This window comes from Pseudomonas maumuensis, from assembly GCF_019139675.1.
In the GTDB taxonomy this organism is placed as follows: Bacteria; Pseudomonadota; Gammaproteobacteria; order Pseudomonadales; family Pseudomonadaceae; genus Aquipseudomonas; species Aquipseudomonas maumuensis.
The window spans coordinates 885137-901149 of sequence record NZ_CP077077.1; the positions used below are offsets into that span (position 1 = coordinate 885137).

Sequence of the window (16013 nt, forward strand, 5' to 3'; positions counted from 1 at the left end):
GTCAGGTTTCTGGCAACGCGGTTGCCAGGGCGGGAGGATTTCCATCCCCCTGCGCAGCTTGGAGTTTAGGCACGATCCAAAGGTTGCGTTGTTTATTGCGAAAAATTGCTTGCGTGATTGCCTGGCTTGGGCTGTGACATAAAGTCCCACGGAGCCTTGCCGCTGCGCGCTGGCAGCGCCAGAATGCCTTTCATCCGCCCCGCCGAAGTAAGGAAACCCAATGCCCGATCCTGTCGCCTCGCGCCTGCGTCTCGCGCCAGAAGCCCTGACCCGGCGTTTCTCCGCTGAACAGTTTGCTTTTTCCAATACCGACGATCTGGAGCCGTTTCGTGGTGTGCTGGGCCAGGAGCGTGCCGTCGAGGCCCTGCAGTTCGGCGTGGCGATGCCGCGCCCCGGTTACAACGTGTATGTGATGGGCGAGCCCGGCACGGGCCGGTTCTCCTTCGTCAAGCGTTACCTCAAGGCCGAAGGCAAGCGTCAGCACACTCCGGCCGACTGGCTTTACGTCAACAACTTCGAGGACTCCCGCGAGCCCCGCGCGCTGGAGCTGCCGGCCGGCAGCGCCCATGAGTTCCTCAGCGATATGAACGGCCTGATCGACAACCTGCTGGCCACGTTCCCGGCGGTGTTCGAGCATCCTTCCTACCAGCAGAAGAAGAGCGCCATCGACCGCGCCTTCAACCAGCGCTATGACCGCGCGCTGGATGTGATCGAGCGCGCTTCGCTGGAGAAGGACGTGGCGCTGTACCGCGACAGCAGCAATGTCGCCTTTACCCCCATGGCCGATGGCAAGGCGCTGGACGAAGCCGAATTCGCCCAACTGCCTGAGGAATTGCGCGAGCGCTTCCACGAGGACATCGCCGAGCTCGAGGAGCGCCTGAACGAGGAACTCTCCAGCCTGCCGCAATGGAAACGCGAATCGAACAACCAGTTGCGCCAGCTCAACGAGGAAACCATCACCCTCGCCTTGCAGCCGCTGCTGGCGCCGCTGTCGGAAAAGTACGCGGAGAACGCCGCGGTGTGCGCCTACCTGCAATCGCTGCAATTGAACCTGCTGCGTACCGTGGTCGAGCAACTGGTCGATGACAGCAAGACCGACGCGGTGGCGCGCAAGATGCTCGAGGAGCAATACGCCCCCAACCTGGTGGTCGGCCACCCAGGCAAAGGCGGGGCGCCGGTGGTGTTCGAGCCGCATCCGACCTACGATAACCTGTTCGGTCGCATCGAATACAGCACCGACCAGGGCGCGTTGTACACCTCCTACCGCCAGCTTCGCGCCGGTGCGTTGCACCGAGCCAATGGCGGCTTCCTGATTCTTGAAGCCGAGAAGATGCTCGGCGAGCCCTTCGTCTGGGACGCCCTGAAGCGTGCCTTGCAGTCGCGCAAGCTGAAGATGGAGTCGCCGTTGGGCGAACTGGGCCGTGTCGCCACCGTGAGCCTGACGCCACAGATGATCCCGCTCAGCGTCAAGCTGGTGATCATCGGCTCGCGCCAGCTGTACTACGCGCTGCAGGACCACGACCCGGACTTCCAGGAGATGTTCCGGGTGCTGGTGGACTTCGATGAAGACATGCCCATGGTCGACGAGAACCTGGAGCAGTTCGCCCAGTTGCTGCGCACCCGTACCAACGAGGAAGGCATGGCGCCGCTGACCAGCGACGCGGTGGCGCGCCTGGCCACCTACAGCGCGCGCCTGGCCGAGAACCAGTCGCGCTTGTCGGCGCGTATCGGCGACCTGTTCCAGCTGGTCAGCGAGGCCGACTTCATCCGCCAGCTGGCCAGCGAGAGCATGACCGACGCCGGCCACATCGAGCGGGCGCTCAAGGCCAAGGCCCAGCGTACCGGGCGGGTTTCGCAGCGGGTACTCGACGACATGCTCGCCGGGATCATCCTGATCGACACCGAAGGCGCGGCGATCGGCAAGTGCAACGGCCTGACCGTGCTTGAAGTAGGCGATTCGGCGTTCGGTATGCCGGCGCGCATCTCTGCCACCGTCTACCCGGGCGGCAGCGGTATCGTCGACATCGAGCGCGAGGTCAACCTGGGGCAGCCGATCCACTCCAAGGGAGTGATGATCCTCACCGGCTACCTGGGCAGCCGCTATGCCCAGGAGTTCCCCCTGGCGATCTCGGCGAGCATCGCGCTGGAGCAGTCCTACGGATATGTCGACGGCGACAGCGCCTCGCTGGGCGAGGCATGCACGCTGATCTCGGCGTTGTCGCGTACCCCGCTCAAGCAGTGTTTCGCCATTACCGGTTCGATCAACCAGTTTGGCGAGGTGCAGGCGGTCGGTGGGGTCAACGAGAAGATCGAGGGCTTCTTCCGTCTTTGCGAAGCCCGTGGGTTGACCGGTGAACAAGGGGTGATCATCCCGCGTGCCAACGTCGCCACGCTGATGCTCGACGAGCGGGTGGTGCAGGCGGTTGAAGCCGGACGTTTCCACGTCTATGCCGTCAGCCAGGCCGACGAAGCCTTGAGTCTGCTGGTTGGCGAGGAGGCCGGTGAGATGGATGACAAGGGCGAATTCGCCGAGGGCAGTGTCAACGCCCGGGTGGTCGAGCGCCTGCGGGTGATCGCCGAGATGATCAGCGAGGAAGAAATCAAGGAAGCCGAGAAAGAGCGCCTGGAGGAGGTCATCGCCCAGGCCAAGCCTGCGTAAGTCAATAAACTGGCGCTAGCGGCGAAGTGCTACCGTTCAGCGCCAGTTTTCCAACTTTTTCCTTAGGTCGGCTACAGTGGAACTTAAGGACGTTATCAGGGTTCAGGATGGAAACAGCCTGTTGGTTTCAGGCTGAACAGGGCTTTACAGAGGGGACGCCGTCATGCGCAACCTCAGCCTCACCCGCCAGTGCCTGGGCCTGGTGACCCGCATCGAATGCAGCATCCGCCCACTGGCCGGCGACAATGGCATGTGGACCTTGCTGTTCGCCGCCGGCATGGCCGGTGAACAACCCTCGGCGATCAAGGCCCAGGGCCCGTTCCACGGGCCGATGGTGGCCGAATCGGTGATGAACGCCATCGTCGACAGCCTCACTCTCCATGGCTATCAGGTCGCTGAAGATCCGCAGATCTGGTGCCTGCACCTGCAGGCCCAGTTACGCCGGATCAACGGTGAGCGCTGCCGAAATCTTGGGGACTATCAGTTCCATCCCGAAACCTGACCTCCATGGCCTCATCGCCGGCTAGCCGGCCATAGGTATCGAGGATGTGTCGGGGCCTGCGGCAACTGACCGCAGGCTTTTGCTGTCACAGGTGGCTGGATATACTCGCGCTCGCTTTTCCAGTCACTTCAGAGTCCCTTATTGTCCATGGAACGTATCCTCGAAAACGCGATGTATGCCTCGCGCTGGCTGCTCGCCCCGATCTACTTCGGCCTCTCGCTGGGCCTGCTGGCACTGGCCCTGAAGTTCTTCCAGGAAATCATCCATGTCCTGCCCAACGTCTTCACCCTCGCCGAAGCCGACCTGATCCTGGTGATCCTGTCGCTGATCGACATGTCGCTGGTTGGCGGCCTGCTGGTGATGGTGATGATCTCCGGTTACGAGAACTTCGTCTCGCAACTGGACATCGACGAGAGCAAGGAAAAGCTCAACTGGCTGGGCAAGATGGATTCCTCGTCGCTGAAGATGAAGGTCGCCGCGTCGATCGTCGCCATTTCCTCGATCCACCTGCTGCGGGTGTTCATGGATGCGCAGAACATCTCCACCGACTACCTGATGTGGTACGTGATCATCCACATGACCTTCGTCATTTCGGCATTCGTCATGGGTTACCTGGATCGCATCACCAAGCACTGATCCGTCTGCTCTCATCGCGGGCTTGCCCCGCGATGCTTTTCAGCTCCTGACGGATGGTGGCTTGTACTTTCAGCAGGTCTGTACAAAAAATGAGCACTCATGCGTGGTTCCCGCAGCGAGGTACGCCCATGAACCTGCATCAGCTCAACACCGAGGCCAGGGCTGGCCATGTCGACGAACTCAACCTGATCGCCATCGAAGGCGGTGATTACCTGCTCGAGGCCCGGGTCAAGGGCCGCGCCCACCCACTCGACGACCCGCGTGGTCAACGCTTGCGCGTGCATTCGGTCGAGGATGCGCGCCTGCTTCTGCAATCGATCCCCTTGCTGTCGCTGAACCTGGTGCACTGGTCCGTGCAGGACGAGATGTGCGGCATGGGCACGCACCCGGAAGAAGACCTCAAAGTACCGATCTCCCAGCGTTCGGCCTGGTAGCTGCTTCGCGCGGCGCCAGTGTGCTAGGCTGCTCGCCCTTTTCATCAGGGCGCGGATGCAGTGCGCCCTCAAGCGGAGCACGCCAATGTCCGAACTCAATCTGTCCACCGACGAATCCCGCGTCAGCTACGGCATCGGCCGTCAGCTGGGTGGCCAGCTGCGCGACAACCCGCCACCGGGCGTCAACCTGAACGCCATCGTCGCCGGCCTGACCGACGCCTTCAACGGCGCCGACAGCCGCGTCAGCGAAGAAGACCTGTCGGCGGCCTTCAAGGTCATCCGTGAAGTGATGCAGGCCGAAGCTGCTGCCAAGGCCGAAGCCGCCGCTGCCGCCGGCAAGGAATTCCTGGCTGACAACGCCAAGCGTGAAGGCATCGTGACCCTGGCCTCGGGCCTGCAGTACGAAGTGCTGACCGCAGGCGAAGGCGCCAAGCCGTCCCGCGAAGACAACGTGCGTACTCACTACCACGGCACCCTGATCGACGGCACCGTGTTCGACAGCTCCTACGATCGTGGCCAGCCTGCCGAATTCCCGGTTGGCGGCGTGATCGCCGGCTGGACCGAGGCCCTGCAACTGATGAACGCCGGCAGCAAATGGCGCCTGTACGTGCCGAGCGAGCTGGCCTATGGCGCGCAAGGCGTCGGCAGCATCCCGCCGCACAGCACCCTGGTGTTCGACGTCGAGCTGCTCGACGTTCTGTAATACTGTCGGGGCCGCTTTGCGGCCCATTCGCGGGCAAGCCCGCTCCCACAGGAACAGCACAAGACCTTAGGTCGTTGCGATCAGTGTGGGAGCCGGCTTGCCGGCGATGGGGGCAGGCCTGCTAAATTCAGTTCCAATCCGTTCCCCCCGGGCGCAATGCCCGCGCATAGCAGAACAGGAACAGGTTCCTCACCAGCTCCTTGAGCACTCCCGGCTCACTCGAATTCAGTCCCATAAGGTCCAGGTCGCCCTGGTCGCGCAGTTCATCGAGCGCGTCTTCCTCGAGCACGGCGCAGACTTCGCCAGTCTCGCGATGCAGGATGCGCAGGTAAGGGTGGGGGCGGTCGAGCCAGGCGTCGATCAGATAGGTCATGGCTACTCTCCTTGGATAGCGGTTCCAATGAGAATAATTCTTATTATCAAAATAGCAAGAGACTATTGGAAGAATTCTTCCGAATGGTCCCGGCGATCCTGTTGCAGGATCTGTCAGGGCCGCCCGTTGGGCAGCCCCAAGGGGCAGGCGATCAGACTTTGCGCACGAACTCGGACTTGAGTTTCATCGCGCCGATGCCGTCGATCTTGCAGTCGATGTCGTGGTCGCCGTCGCACAGGCGGATGTTCTTGACCTTGGTGCCGACCTTGACCACCAGGGACGAACCCTTGACCTTGAGATCCTTGATCACGGTGACGGTGTCGCCGTCCTGCAGGACGTTGCCGACCGAATCCTTTTTCACCACGTCGTCGCTGGCGGCTTCGGCTTCGCCGTTGGCCGACCATTCGTGGGCGCATTCGGGGCAGATCAGTTGGGTGCCATCCTCATAGGTGTATTCGGAGTTGCATTGGGGGCAGGGTGGCAGAGTGCTCACGGCGTTTCCTTTCAAGTACAGGCGATTAAAGGCGCACATTGTATAGGGTTTAGTGATTTTCTGCACAAACGCATCGCGGGGCTAGCTCGCTCCCACGCCAGGATGTGTGCTGGCGCGGGAGCGGGCTAGCCCCGCGATAGGGTGATGCGATGTATCAGTGCGTACGCGCTACGGCAAACTCGCTCAGCTCTACCAGTGCATCCCGGTACTCGCTGGCCGGCAGCACTTCCAGGCAGGCGATGGCGCGGGCGACGTAGTCGCGGGCCATCTGCGCGGTGTAGTCCAGGGCGCCGGATGCCTCGACGGCGATGCGGATCTGCTCCAGGTCCTCCAGGCCACCTTTCTGGATCGCCTGGCGCACCAGCGCGGCCTGCTCCGCGGTGCCTTCGCGCATGGTGTAGATCAGCGGCAGGGTCGGCTTGCCTTCGGCCAGGTCGTCGCCGACGTTCTTGCCCAGGGTCTCGGAGTCGCCCTTGTAGTCGAGCAGGTCGTCGACCAGCTGGAAGGCCACGCCCAGGTGGTCGCCGAAGGTACGCAGGGCCTCGCGCTGCGCGTCCGTGGCGCCGGCCAGGGCCGCGGCGCTGTGGGTCGAGGCTTCGAACAGCATCGCGGTCTTGCCGCGGATGACCTCCATGTAGATTTCCTCGGTGGTGCTGGCGTCACGCACGCGCGACAGCTGCAGCACTTCACCTTCGGCGATCACCCGGGTGGCCTTGGAGAGGATCTGCATGACCGGCATCGAGCCCAGCTCGACCATCATCTCGAACGAGCGCGAATAGAGGAAGTCGCCCACCAGCACGCTCGGCGCGTTGCCCCACAGGGCGTTGGCGGTGGAGCGGCCACGGCGCATGCCGGACATGTCGACCACGTCGTCATGCAGCAGGGTGGCGGTGTGCAGGAACTCTATGGTCGCTGCCAGCAGGCGCAGGTCGTCGCCCTCGCGGCCCAGAGCCTTGCCGCACAGCAGCACCAGTAGGGGGCGCAGGCGTTTGCCGCCGGCGGACGTGATATAGTCGCCGATCTTCGATACCAGCGGCACGCGCGAGGTCAGCTGCTTCTTGATGATCTCGTCGACGGCGCTGAAGTCATCAGCTACCGCGCGGTAGAAGGTTTGGGGTTGCATCGGCTGCTCCATTGAGGTTGCGCGGCATGCTAGGTCGCAGGTACCGGTGTGTCAAGGCGCGGTGGCCGTGGCCCCGGGCCGGTACTTGCAAGCATTTATGGGGTTGCGTACAATCGCGCACCCTAACTTCCTGGGCAGCACCTGCCTTACGCAATTGCACCGGGCCGTTCCAGCCCTGTGCAGCCATGCCAGCCAATACTCATCATATAAAGCGCTGGGTGAGCAGGATTATCGGAGAAATACCATGTCTTACGCAGTAATCGTTACCGGCGGCAAGCAGTACAAAGTCGCTGAAGGTGAATTCCTCAAGATCGAAAAACTGGAAGTCGCCACTGGCGAATCCGTGACCTTCGATCGCGTTCTGCTGGTCGCCAACGGTGAAGAAGTCACCATCGGTGCTCCAGTTGTTGCTGGTGCTAAAGTAGTGGCCGAAGTCGTTTCGCAAGGCCGTCACGACAAGGTTCGCATCATCAAGTTCCGTCGTCGTAAGCACCACATGAAGCGCATGGGCCACCGCCAGTGGTTCACCGAAATCAAAATCACCGGTATCCAGGCTTAATCGCCCCGATCCCCTGAATTTATTGGAGAATTGAACCATGGCTCACAAGAAGGCTGGTGGTAGTACTCGTAACGGTCGCGACTCAGAATCGAAACGCCTTGGCGTGAAGATGTATGGCGGTCAGGTCATCAAGCCTGGCAACATCATCGTCCGTCAGCGCGGCACCGAATTCCACGCTGGCTACGGCGTTGGCATGGGCAAGGATCACACCCTGTTCGCCAAGATCGAAGGCGTGATCAAGTTCGAGAAGAAAGGCGAGTTCATGCGCCGTTACGTGAGCATCGTCGCCGCTTAATCGCGACGTCGCTCCAGAAGCCCCGTCATGCGACGGGGCTTTTTCGTTTGTGGTGAGCCTCTTGCAAAGCTGTTTGAATGGGCTGCCGGCGTTGGTTTCTGGTTCGTACGGGGCCGCCGCGCTCATCTTTGCAAGAGCCTCATGGTTTTCTGGTTTTCGACTCGTCGTCCGACGAGAGGCGGTTTTGAATGAAGTTTGTAGACGAAGTATCGATCCGGGTTAAGGCCGGTGACGGCGGCAACGGTTGCATGAGCTTCCGCCGCGAGAAATTCATCGAGAACGGTGGCCCCAACGGCGGCGACGGCGGTGACGGCGGCTCGGTGTACATGGTGGCCGACGAGAACCTCAACACCCTCGTCGACTATCGCTATACCCGCCACCACGAGGCCCAGCGCGGCCAGAACGGCGGCAGCACCGATTGCACCGGCAAGAAGGGCGAAGACCTGTTCCTGCGCGTGCCGGTCGGCACCACCGTGATCGACGCCTCCACCCAGGAAGTGATCGGTGACCTGGTCACTCCGGGCCAGAAGCTGATGGTCGCCCAAGGCGGCTGGCACGGCCTGGGCAACACCCGTTTCAAGTCGAGCACCAACCGTGCGCCGCGCCAGACCACCCCAGGCAAGCCGGGCGATCAGCGCGACCTGAAGATGGAAATGAAAGTCCTGGCCGACGTCGGTCTGCTGGGCCTGCCGAACGCCGGCAAGAGCACCTTCATCCGCTCGGTCTCGGCCGCCAAGCCGAAGGTCGCCGACTACCCGTTCACCACCCTGGTGCCGAACCTGGGCGTGGTCAGCGTCGACCGCTGGAAAAGCTTCGTCATCGCCGACATCCCCGGCCTGATCGAAGGCGCCTCCGAAGGTGCCGGCCTGGGTATCCGCTTCCTCAAGCACCTGGCCCGTACCCGCGTGCTGCTGCACCTGGTCGACCTGGCGCCGCTGGATGGCAGCAGCCCGGCCGACGCCGCCGAGGTGATCATCAACGAGCTGGCGCAGTTCAGCCCGGCGCTGGTCGACCGTGAGCGCTGGCTGGTGCTGAACAAGGCCGACATGATCATGGACGACGAGAAGGATGAGCGCGTCAAGGAAGTGGTCGAGCGCCTGAACTGGGACGGCCCGGTGTACGTGATCTCGGCTATCGCCAAGCAGGGCACCGAGAAGCTCAGCCATGACCTGATGCGTTATCTGGAAGACCGCGCCGACCGCCTGGCCAACGACCCGGCCTACGCCGAAGAACTGGCCGAGCTCGACCAGCGCATCGAAGACGAAGCCCGTGCCCAGCTGCAGGCCCTGGACGACGCCCGCACCCTGCGTCGCACCGGCGTCAAGAGCGTGCATGACATCGGCGACGATGACGACTGGGATGATTTCGAGGACGACGAAGACGGCCCGGAAATCATTTACGTGCGCGACTGACCGGTTGCAGTACACTAAACGCCGCTCTCTGGAGCGGCGTTTTTGTATCCACGGTATCTACAGATTCGACATAGGTTGGAAGAGAAGATGCGAAGCAAGGTGACTGGCGCCAAGCGCTGGGTCGTGAAGATCGGCAGCGCGCTGCTGACCGCCGACGGCAAGGGCCTCGACCGGGGCGCGATGGCGGTGTGGGTCGAGCAGATGGTGGCTCTGCGTGAAGCGGGCGTGGAACTGGTGCTGGTCTCCTCCGGGGCCGTGGCGGCGGGCATGAGCCAGCTGGGCTGGACCACGCGACCGAGCGCGATGAACGAGCTGCAGGCCGCCGCCTCGCTCGGCCAGATGCGCCTGGTGCAGGCCTGGGAGTCGAGCTTCGGCGAGCACGGCAAGCACACCGCGCAGATCCTCCTGACCCACGACGACCTCTCCGACCGCAAGCGTTACCTCAACGCCCGCAGCACCCTGCGCACCCTGGTCGACCTGGGCGTGGTGCCGGTGATCAACGAGAACGACACCGTGGTCACCGACGAGATCCGCTTTGGTGACAACGACACCCTGGCGGCGCTGGTGGCCAACCTGGTGGAAGCCGACCTGCTGGTGATCCTCACCGACCGCGACGGCATGTTCGACGCCGACCCGCGCAACAACCCCGAGGCCCAGCTGATCTACGAAGCCCGCGCCGATGACCCGGCGCTGGACGCCGTGGCCGGCGGCACCGGCGGCGCGTTGGGCCGCGGTGGCATGCAGACCAAGCTGCGCGCCGCGCGCCTGGCCGCCCGTTCCGGCGCGCACACCATCATCATTGGTGGCCGTATCGAGCGCGTGCTCGACCGCCTCAAGGCCGGTGAGCGCCTGGGCACCCTGCTGTCGCCCGAGCGCGGCATGCTCGCCGCGCGCAAGCAGTGGCTGGCCGGCCACCTGCAGACCCGCGGCACCCTGGTGCTCGACAACGGTGCCGTGAAGGCCCTGCGCGAATCGAACAAGAGCCTGCTGCCGGTCGGCGTGAAGACCGTGCAAGGCAGCTTCCGCCGTGGCGAGATGGTGGTCTGCGTCGGCCCCGACGGCCTGGAAGTGGCCCGTGGCCTGGCCAACTACAGCGCCCTGGAGGCGCAGAAGATCATCGGCCAGCCGTCCGATGCCATCGAGAGCCTGCTGGGCTACAGCGCCGAGCCTGAGCTGGTGCACCGTGACAACCTGGTGTTGGTCTGAAGGAGATGCAAGTGCTTAAAGGATTGATTGCCGCCGCCGCGCTGGCACTGCCGATGCTGGCCGGGGCCGAGGAAATCGGCCAGGTTTCCACCGTGTTCAAGTTCGTCGGGCCGAATGATCGCATCGTCGTCGAGGCGTTCGACGACCCGAAGGTCGATGGCGTGACTTGTTACCTGTCGCGAGCCAAGACCGGTGGCCTGAAAGGTGGGTTGGGTCTGGCCGAGGACCGTGCCGAGGCGTCGATTGCCTGCCGTCAGGTTGGGCCGATCCAGTTCAAGGGTGAACTCAAGGATGGCGAGGAGGTGTTCAAGGAACGCACCTCGCTGGTGTTCAAGACCATGCAGGTGGTGCGTTTTCTCGACAAGAAGCGCAACACGTTGGTGTACCTGGTGTACAGCGACCGCGTGATCGAAGGTAGCCCGCAGAATGCGGTGACGGCGATTCCGATTGTGCCGTGGGCACAGCAATAACTGGCTGAATCTAGGGAGGCCTTCGGCCTCCTTTCGCTGGCAAGCCAGCTCCCACAGAGTCCATGCCAGCCACAATTCCTGTGGGAGCCGGCTTGCCGGCGAAAGGGCCGCAAAGCGGCCCCATACACCTGATCAGGCCAACTCTTCGGCCTCATCCTCACGCACGATCGCCTTCACCTCGTCGCGACGGCTGATGTACTTCCAGTCCGCCTCGTCGATGTAGATGCCGTTCGGCCCGCTGCCACCTTCCAGGTCGATTGCCACCCGCGCCGACACCTGCGGCTTCACGCTCGCCAGGATCGGCACGAAGCCCAGCTGCTGGCTGGTTTCCAGCAACGCCGCCTGGTTGCGTTCGTCGATGTCCGCCGCCTCGTCGAGGTAGTACGGCAGGCGAATGCGCCCGGCCAGGTCGCGGTCCATCAGGTGCAGCAACAAATACATGTTGGTCAGCGCCTTGATGGTCATGGTGGTGCCGTTGGACGCGGCGCCATCGATGTCGGCGTGGATCACCGGCTGGCTGTTGATCTTGGTGATCTCGAAGGCCAGTTCGAACAGGTCCTTCAGGCCCAGCTGGTTGTGGTTGGCCGCCACCAGCCGCGCCAGGTACTCCTTGGCCTCTTCGTTCTTGTGATCCTGCTCGGCGCTCTGGGTCAGGTCGAATACCGACAGGGTCTCGCCTTCCTCGTACTGGCCGGCGCTGTGGATGATCTGGTCGATGTGCTTGAGCGCTTCCTTGTTCGGTGCCAGCACCACGCGGAAGCTCTCCAGGTTCGACACCTGGCGCTTGTTGATCTCGCGGTTGAACAGCGCCAGCTGGTGCTCGAGGCTGTCGTAGTCGCTGCGGATGTTGCGCAGGGTCCGGGCGATGTCGGTGACTGCTGCGCGGCGGGCCTTGGCCAGGGTCAGCGCTTCCTCGGTGCGGTGCGAGTAGGCGTTGATCAGCAGCTGCAGGCGGCGCTCCATGTCGTCTTCGCTGTCGAACTTGGCCACGCCCTTCAGGCGCACCTGGGCGTACAGCGCCTCGATCTGGTTGTCCACGCGCTGCAGGGCCTGCCAGCTGTCCTGGTAGTCGTTGAGCAGCGGCAGCAGGTTGTCCATGGAGTCGTCGATGGCTTCCATGAACGGCGTGCCGAACGGCAGGTCGGCCGGCAGCAGCTGGCGACGGCGCAGGGCGTCTTCCAGGGTGCGCTGCTTGGCTTCGAGGTCGGCGATCTGCCGGCCCACCAGTTGCAGCTTGGCCGACAGCTGCTGGACGCGCTCGGTGAAGGCGTCGCTGGAGCGCTTGAGCTCGTCCTGGGCGGCTTCCAGCTGGCCCAGTTGCTCCATTTTTTCCGGCTCTTCGGCGGCCAGGGTCTCGGTGCGGCGGAAGTCTTCCAGGGCCTTCTGCGCATCCAGCACCTGCTGGTACAGCGCCTCGGTCTGCGCCTTGCTCGCGGCGCGGTCGAGGGCCACGGCCTGCTGGGTCTTGAGCTGCTTGAGCTCCTTCTCCAGGCGCTCTTTCTGGTCGCGCAGGGCGGCGCGGTCGGCCAGTGCCTGCAGCGCGGGTGGGTCGATGTGCGAGATGTCGATGGACAGGCCCGGCACTTCGAAGCGCTCGCCCTTGAAGCGGTCGAGCACGCCTTCCAGGGTTTTCACCCAGACGTCGCTGTCGTCCAGCTCGATGCCGCGCTCACCCATCGGCAGGCTGAACAGCGCGCCGTTGAACAGGCGCATCAGGCGGTCCACGTCCTGCTGCGAGAACTCCTCGCGCAGGCGGGCGTAGCTGTTGTTGTCGGCGTGGTCGAGCTGCTGCTTGACCGCCTTCACACGCTTCTCAAGGTCGCGCACGCGCTCGTCGAGGTCTTCGGCGGAGAACTGCCGCGACTGGGCCAGGGCGCCGGCCAGTTCGTCGTGGGCGTCCTTGGCGGCCAGCAGTTGCTGTTCCAGGGTCTTGACGTCGGTGACCAGGGCGAAGCGGTGCTTGAGCACCGACAGCTCACCCAGCCAGCGCTGGATACCGGTGATCTCGCGCTCCAGACGCATCAGCTCCTGGGTACCGCCGCGCTGGTCGTTCTGCAGGCGGTCCTGCTCGCCACGGTAGTGCTCGGATTGGATTACCAGCTCTTCCTTGCGCGCCATGGCGTATTCCTGCCAGGTGCCCAGCAGGTTATCGAGCAGTGGCGAGATGCGGTGCAGCTTGCCGCGCAGGATGTCGCGCTGGGCCACGCCGCCGGCCAGGGCCTCGACCAGCGGGCCGGCAGCCACCAGGGCGTTGTAGTCGCCCTCCATGCGGCGCACGTCGCGGAAGGCCTCTTCGCAGGCGGCGATGTAGTCGACGCTACCTGAACGCAGGCTGTGTTCGAAGGCGTCGAGGAACAGCTGCTTGAGCTTGGCGGCGGTGATTTCGCGCATGTGCAGCAGGTTGATGAACAGCGCGCGGAAGGTCTTCAGGCTCTGCTCGCTGGTCGAGCGCAGCGGGATCAGGGTCAGGTCCAGCGGCACCGAGGTGTGGCCGCCGACCAGCAGCCGGCGCAGTTCGTCCGGCTTGAGCTCGTAGGCCTTGAGGCCATGGCGCTCGAGGTTGGTGAACAGCTCTTTCTGGCGCAGGCAGGTGTCGTCTTTCTGGTAGTGGGCCAGGTCCAGCTCGCCCTGGTAGGCGAAGAACTGGTGGCCGAAGCCGCCACCCGGCCCGCGGCCGACCACGCCGATCACGTGCGGGCCGTGGGGCAGGTTCAGTTCGGTGAGGATGTAGCTGGTGTCGCTGGCGAAGTAGAAGCGCCGCGACTGCTCCAGGCTGTACTTGCCGAAGCTCATGTCGGACATGCGCGCCAGGATCGGGAACTGCAGGGCGTTGATCGACGCCGATTTACCCAGGTTGTTGGCGCCGTAGACCGACAGCGGGTGTTCCAGGGGGAACAGGCCGAGGCTGTAGCCGGCGGTGTTGAGCAGTGCGAAGCGGCGGATGCCGTAGCGTTCCTGGCTCATGCGTCAATCTCCTGTTGCTCTTCGCGGATCGCCCGGGCCAGGGCATCCTCTTCGCTTTCCTCGCCATCGAACGGGGTGAGGTCGAGCGGGTCGTCGGTGCGGTTGAGTTCTTCGGGCGTCTCTTCCACCACCAGCACGGGTACCGGCAGCGGCAGGTCGCTGTGCAGGGTGGCGGCCAGGTCGCGGTCCTGCTGGACCGACAGGCAGACATCGAGGAAGCGGTGCATCGGCGGCAGGAAGCGGTAGATGCCGCCTTCCTCATGGGCAAAGCCGAGCTGGCTCATGCGGCGCATGATCTTTTCTTCGAGCTCGTCGACGGTCTGCACTTCGGCCTGCAGGAACAGGTCGCGGTACTTGTCCAGCAGTGACGGCAGTTCGTCACGGCCGATGCTGCCACCGTCGAGCACGGCCATCGGGTCGCGCCCCTGGTCGGCGAGGTGCTCGACCAGGATGAAGGTGAACAGCGACAGGCGCTGGGCGGTCTTGTTGACCTGCGCGGCGGCTTGCTCGGGGACGAAGTAGTAGAAGCCGCGGGTATCGCACACCAGCTCGAAGCCCAGGGCCTTGAACAGGGTGCGGTACTGGTCCTGGAAGTTCGACAGCTGGGCGTACAGCTCCGGGTCGCGGCGGCTGACGTGGAAGCCCTTGAACAGCTCGCGGAAGATCGGCGCGAGCTGGGACAGTTCGGAAAGATCAAGATGCATGGGTGGGGCTCGCGGTGGATTCGGTCGTGGTCGCCGGCTTGTCGCGGCTGGAGGTCAGGGCGAAGGAGCGCAGGCTGACCAGGTGTTCGCGGGTGAGGTATTGCTGGCGATCGAGGCGTTCGCGGCTGAAGCGCTTCTCGCGCGACAGGCGCGAGAACCAGTACAGCAGTTCGTCGGTGGCGCCTTCAGGCTCCTGCTCCAGCAGCCAGACCATCAGGTCCGGCAACGGCAGGGCGTCTTCGCAGCGCTCGAGCATTTCCTTGACCGTGCGCGGGGCGCGGGGCAGCGGGCCCTTTTGCGTCTTGTGCGCCTTGGGGAAGCGCGCGGGCTTGGGCTCGAAGCGGGCCAAGGCGTAGACGTAGGCCTCGACCTGGCTGGCGCTGCCGAGGAAGGTGCTCTGCGGGCGGGTGAACATCGGCATGGCCGCCTGCGGCACGGCGTCGATGCCCTTCTTGCGGATCACCGACAGGGCCAGCGCGGCGCCGCGGGTCACGGCGTTGTGCCGGCGCGCTTCTTCACGCAGCGGCAGCAGCAGCTCGCGGGCGTGGCGCAAGGTCAGCTGGGCGCTGGTCTGCATCTCGAGGATGCGCGCGTGGGTGCGCAGCAGCATGTCGTCGTCGACCAGGTGGCCCAGGCGCGCCTGCTCGCCCAGCAGGCGCAGCAGCACGGTCTCGACCTTGCGCACGCCCTGCTCGAAGGCGCCGTCGGCGTTGACCAGCTGGATCATCGGCTCGACGTACTCGTCCCAAGTCGCCAGTACTTCGGCGTAGCGCTGGCGCAGGGGGATCTGGCGGTTGCTGGTCTTGGCCCGCTCGGCTACGGCCACCAGCGCCTGCTCGTCGTTGTCGAGCTTCTTCAGTACATCGCGCACGCGCATGTCGAGCAGGCGCAGCTGGCGCGCCAGGTCGTCGCTGTCGCGGTTGTCGAAGGCGTCCTGGATATGCCCGGCCAGGCGCTCCAGGTGGCGCAGGTAGGCCTCGATCTCCAGGCACAGGCCCAGCCGGTGCTCGCGGCGCAGGTAGGCGAGGAAGTCGTGGATCTGCGCGTTGAGCTCGAAACGGTTCGGGCTCTTGGCCACCGGGACCAGGATGTCCAGGCGGATCCACACATCGAGCAGCTGAGTGATGTCCTGCGGGGTGCTTTCCACCTGCTGGCGGGCCAGCTGCTGGCGCAGCTCGACCAGGCTCAGGGTGCCCTGGTCGAAGCGCTCGCACAGCGGCTCGATCAAGGCCCAGTGTTCGGCTAGGGCGCGCAGGACGCGCTTGGGTTCGATCATTGGCGGGTCGACTCGTTGCCAAATAAAAGCGGCGATTGTACTGCATCCGGGGGGGAGGATTTCACCCCTTGGTCTGTAATGGGGGATTGCCTGAGGTTTTGTGGGGTTTTCACTGGCCCTATCGCTGGCAAGCCAGCTCCCACAAGGTCCGCGCTGCTTTCGTGGGAGCTGGCTTGCCAGCGATGAGGTCGGTACAGGCGATAA

General features: G+C 64.0%; 16 protein-coding genes. 10 read left to right on the forward strand and 6 right to left on the reverse strand.

Annotated elements, in window-relative coordinates:
* The first annotated feature begins 220 nt into the window (after positions 1–220).
* From KSS90_RS04095 to bamJ, 5 genes are all read left to right on the forward strand, one after another.
* Positions 221–2659 carry a Lon protease family protein gene (locus KSS90_RS04095; protein WP_217868322.1) on the forward strand — a complete coding sequence of 813 codons (2439 nt, stop codon included), beginning with the start codon at positions 221–223 and terminating at the stop codon, positions 2657–2659.
* A 163-nt stretch (positions 2660–2822) separates the two neighbouring features.
* The gene (locus tag KSS90_RS04100; RefSeq protein WP_023631147.1) at positions 2823–3161 is read left to right on the forward strand and encodes a PA4575 family protein; all 339 of its coding nucleotides are present in this window, start codon (positions 2823–2825) and stop codon (positions 3159–3161) included.
* Positions 3162–3308: 147 nt separating this feature from the next.
* Positions 3309–3797, forward strand: coding sequence for a TIGR00645 family protein (locus KSS90_RS04105; protein WP_023631146.1), 489 nt, complete (start codon positions 3309–3311; stop codon positions 3795–3797).
* Positions 3798–3925: 128 nt separating this feature from the next.
* A complete protein-coding gene (locus KSS90_RS04110) occupies positions 3926–4231 on the forward strand; it encodes a DUF6482 family protein (protein ID WP_046857188.1) in 306 nt (101 codons plus the stop codon).
* 85 nt (positions 4232–4316) lie between these two features.
* Positions 4317–4934 carry a BamJ family beta-barrel-assembly machinery protein gene (gene bamJ / locus KSS90_RS04115; RefSeq protein ID WP_046857187.1) on the forward strand — a complete coding sequence of 206 codons (618 nt, stop codon included), beginning with the start codon at positions 4317–4319 and terminating at the stop codon, positions 4932–4934.
* Positions 4935–5061: 127 nt separating this feature from the next.
* Here bamJ and KSS90_RS04120 read toward each other — a convergent pair whose 3' ends face one another.
* The 3 genes from KSS90_RS04120 to KSS90_RS04130 all read right to left on the reverse strand — a co-directional run bounded on the left by KSS90_RS04120 (position 5062) and on the right by KSS90_RS04130 (position 6923).
* Positions 5062–5307 (reverse strand): PA4570 family protein, encoded by a 246-nt coding sequence (locus tag KSS90_RS04120; RefSeq protein WP_038707330.1) that lies wholly within the window; start codon positions 5305–5307, stop codon positions 5062–5064.
* A 151-nt stretch (positions 5308–5458) separates the two neighbouring features.
* On the reverse strand, positions 5459–5800 hold the full coding sequence (locus KSS90_RS04125; protein ID WP_046857186.1) for a zinc ribbon domain-containing protein YjdM: 342 nt from the start codon (positions 5798–5800) through the stop codon (positions 5459–5461).
* Between the two features lie 154 nt (positions 5801–5954).
* Entirely contained in the window at positions 5955–6923 is a 969-nt protein-coding gene (locus KSS90_RS04130) for a polyprenyl synthetase family protein (protein WP_217868323.1), read from the reverse strand.
* 244 nt (positions 6924–7167) lie between these two features.
* Here KSS90_RS04130 and rplU point away from each other — a divergent pair, with 244 nt between their 5' ends.
* The 5 genes from rplU (at position 7168) to KSS90_RS04155 (ending at position 10865) form a co-directional block, all read left to right on the forward strand.
* Entirely contained in the window at positions 7168–7482 is a 315-nt protein-coding gene (gene rplU, locus KSS90_RS04135) for a 50S ribosomal protein L21 (RefSeq protein WP_003247466.1), read from the forward strand.
* A gap of 37 nt (positions 7483–7519) precedes the next feature.
* Positions 7520–7777 carry a 50S ribosomal protein L27 gene (gene rpmA, locus KSS90_RS04140; RefSeq protein WP_003247464.1) on the forward strand — a complete coding sequence of 86 codons (258 nt, stop codon included), beginning with the start codon at positions 7520–7522 and terminating at the stop codon, positions 7775–7777.
* Positions 7778–7965: 188 nt separating this feature from the next.
* Positions 7966–9189, forward strand: a complete 1224-nt coding sequence (gene cgtA / locus KSS90_RS04145) for an Obg family GTPase CgtA (RefSeq protein ID WP_217868324.1) — start codon at positions 7966–7968, stop codon at positions 9187–9189.
* An 87-nt stretch (positions 9190–9276) separates the two neighbouring features.
* Positions 9277–10395, forward strand: a complete 1119-nt coding sequence (gene proB, locus KSS90_RS04150) for a glutamate 5-kinase (protein ID WP_046857183.1) — start codon at positions 9277–9279, stop codon at positions 10393–10395.
* A 5-nt stretch (positions 10396–10400) separates the two neighbouring features.
* Positions 10401–10865, forward strand: a complete 465-nt coding sequence (locus KSS90_RS04155) for a CreA family protein (protein WP_094010320.1) — start codon at positions 10401–10403, stop codon at positions 10863–10865.
* Positions 10866–10997: 132 nt separating this feature from the next.
* On the opposite strand, the gene mksF is transcribed toward KSS90_RS04155, so the two are convergent.
* Genes mksF through mksB form a run of 3 tightly spaced genes read right to left on the reverse strand, consistent with a single transcriptional unit; the run spans position 10998 to position 15809 of the window.
* Positions 10998–13829: an Mks condensin complex protein MksF gene (gene mksF, locus KSS90_RS04160; protein ID WP_217868325.1), complete on the reverse strand. Its 2832-nt coding sequence runs from the start codon at positions 13827–13829 to the stop codon at positions 10998–11000.
* Positions 13826–14533 carry an Mks condensin complex protein MksE gene (gene mksE, locus KSS90_RS04165; protein WP_046857180.1) on the reverse strand — a complete coding sequence of 236 codons (708 nt, stop codon included), beginning with the start codon at positions 14531–14533 and terminating at the stop codon, positions 13826–13828. Before mksE ends, mksF begins: the two co-directional genes overlap by 4 nt.
* A complete protein-coding gene (mksB, locus tag KSS90_RS04170; RefSeq protein ID WP_046857179.1) occupies positions 14523–15809 on the reverse strand; it encodes an Mks condensin complex protein MksB in 1287 nt (428 codons plus the stop codon). The genes mksE and mksB overlap by 11 nt, the downstream gene beginning before the upstream one ends.
* Positions 15810–16013 lie beyond the last annotated feature (204 nt).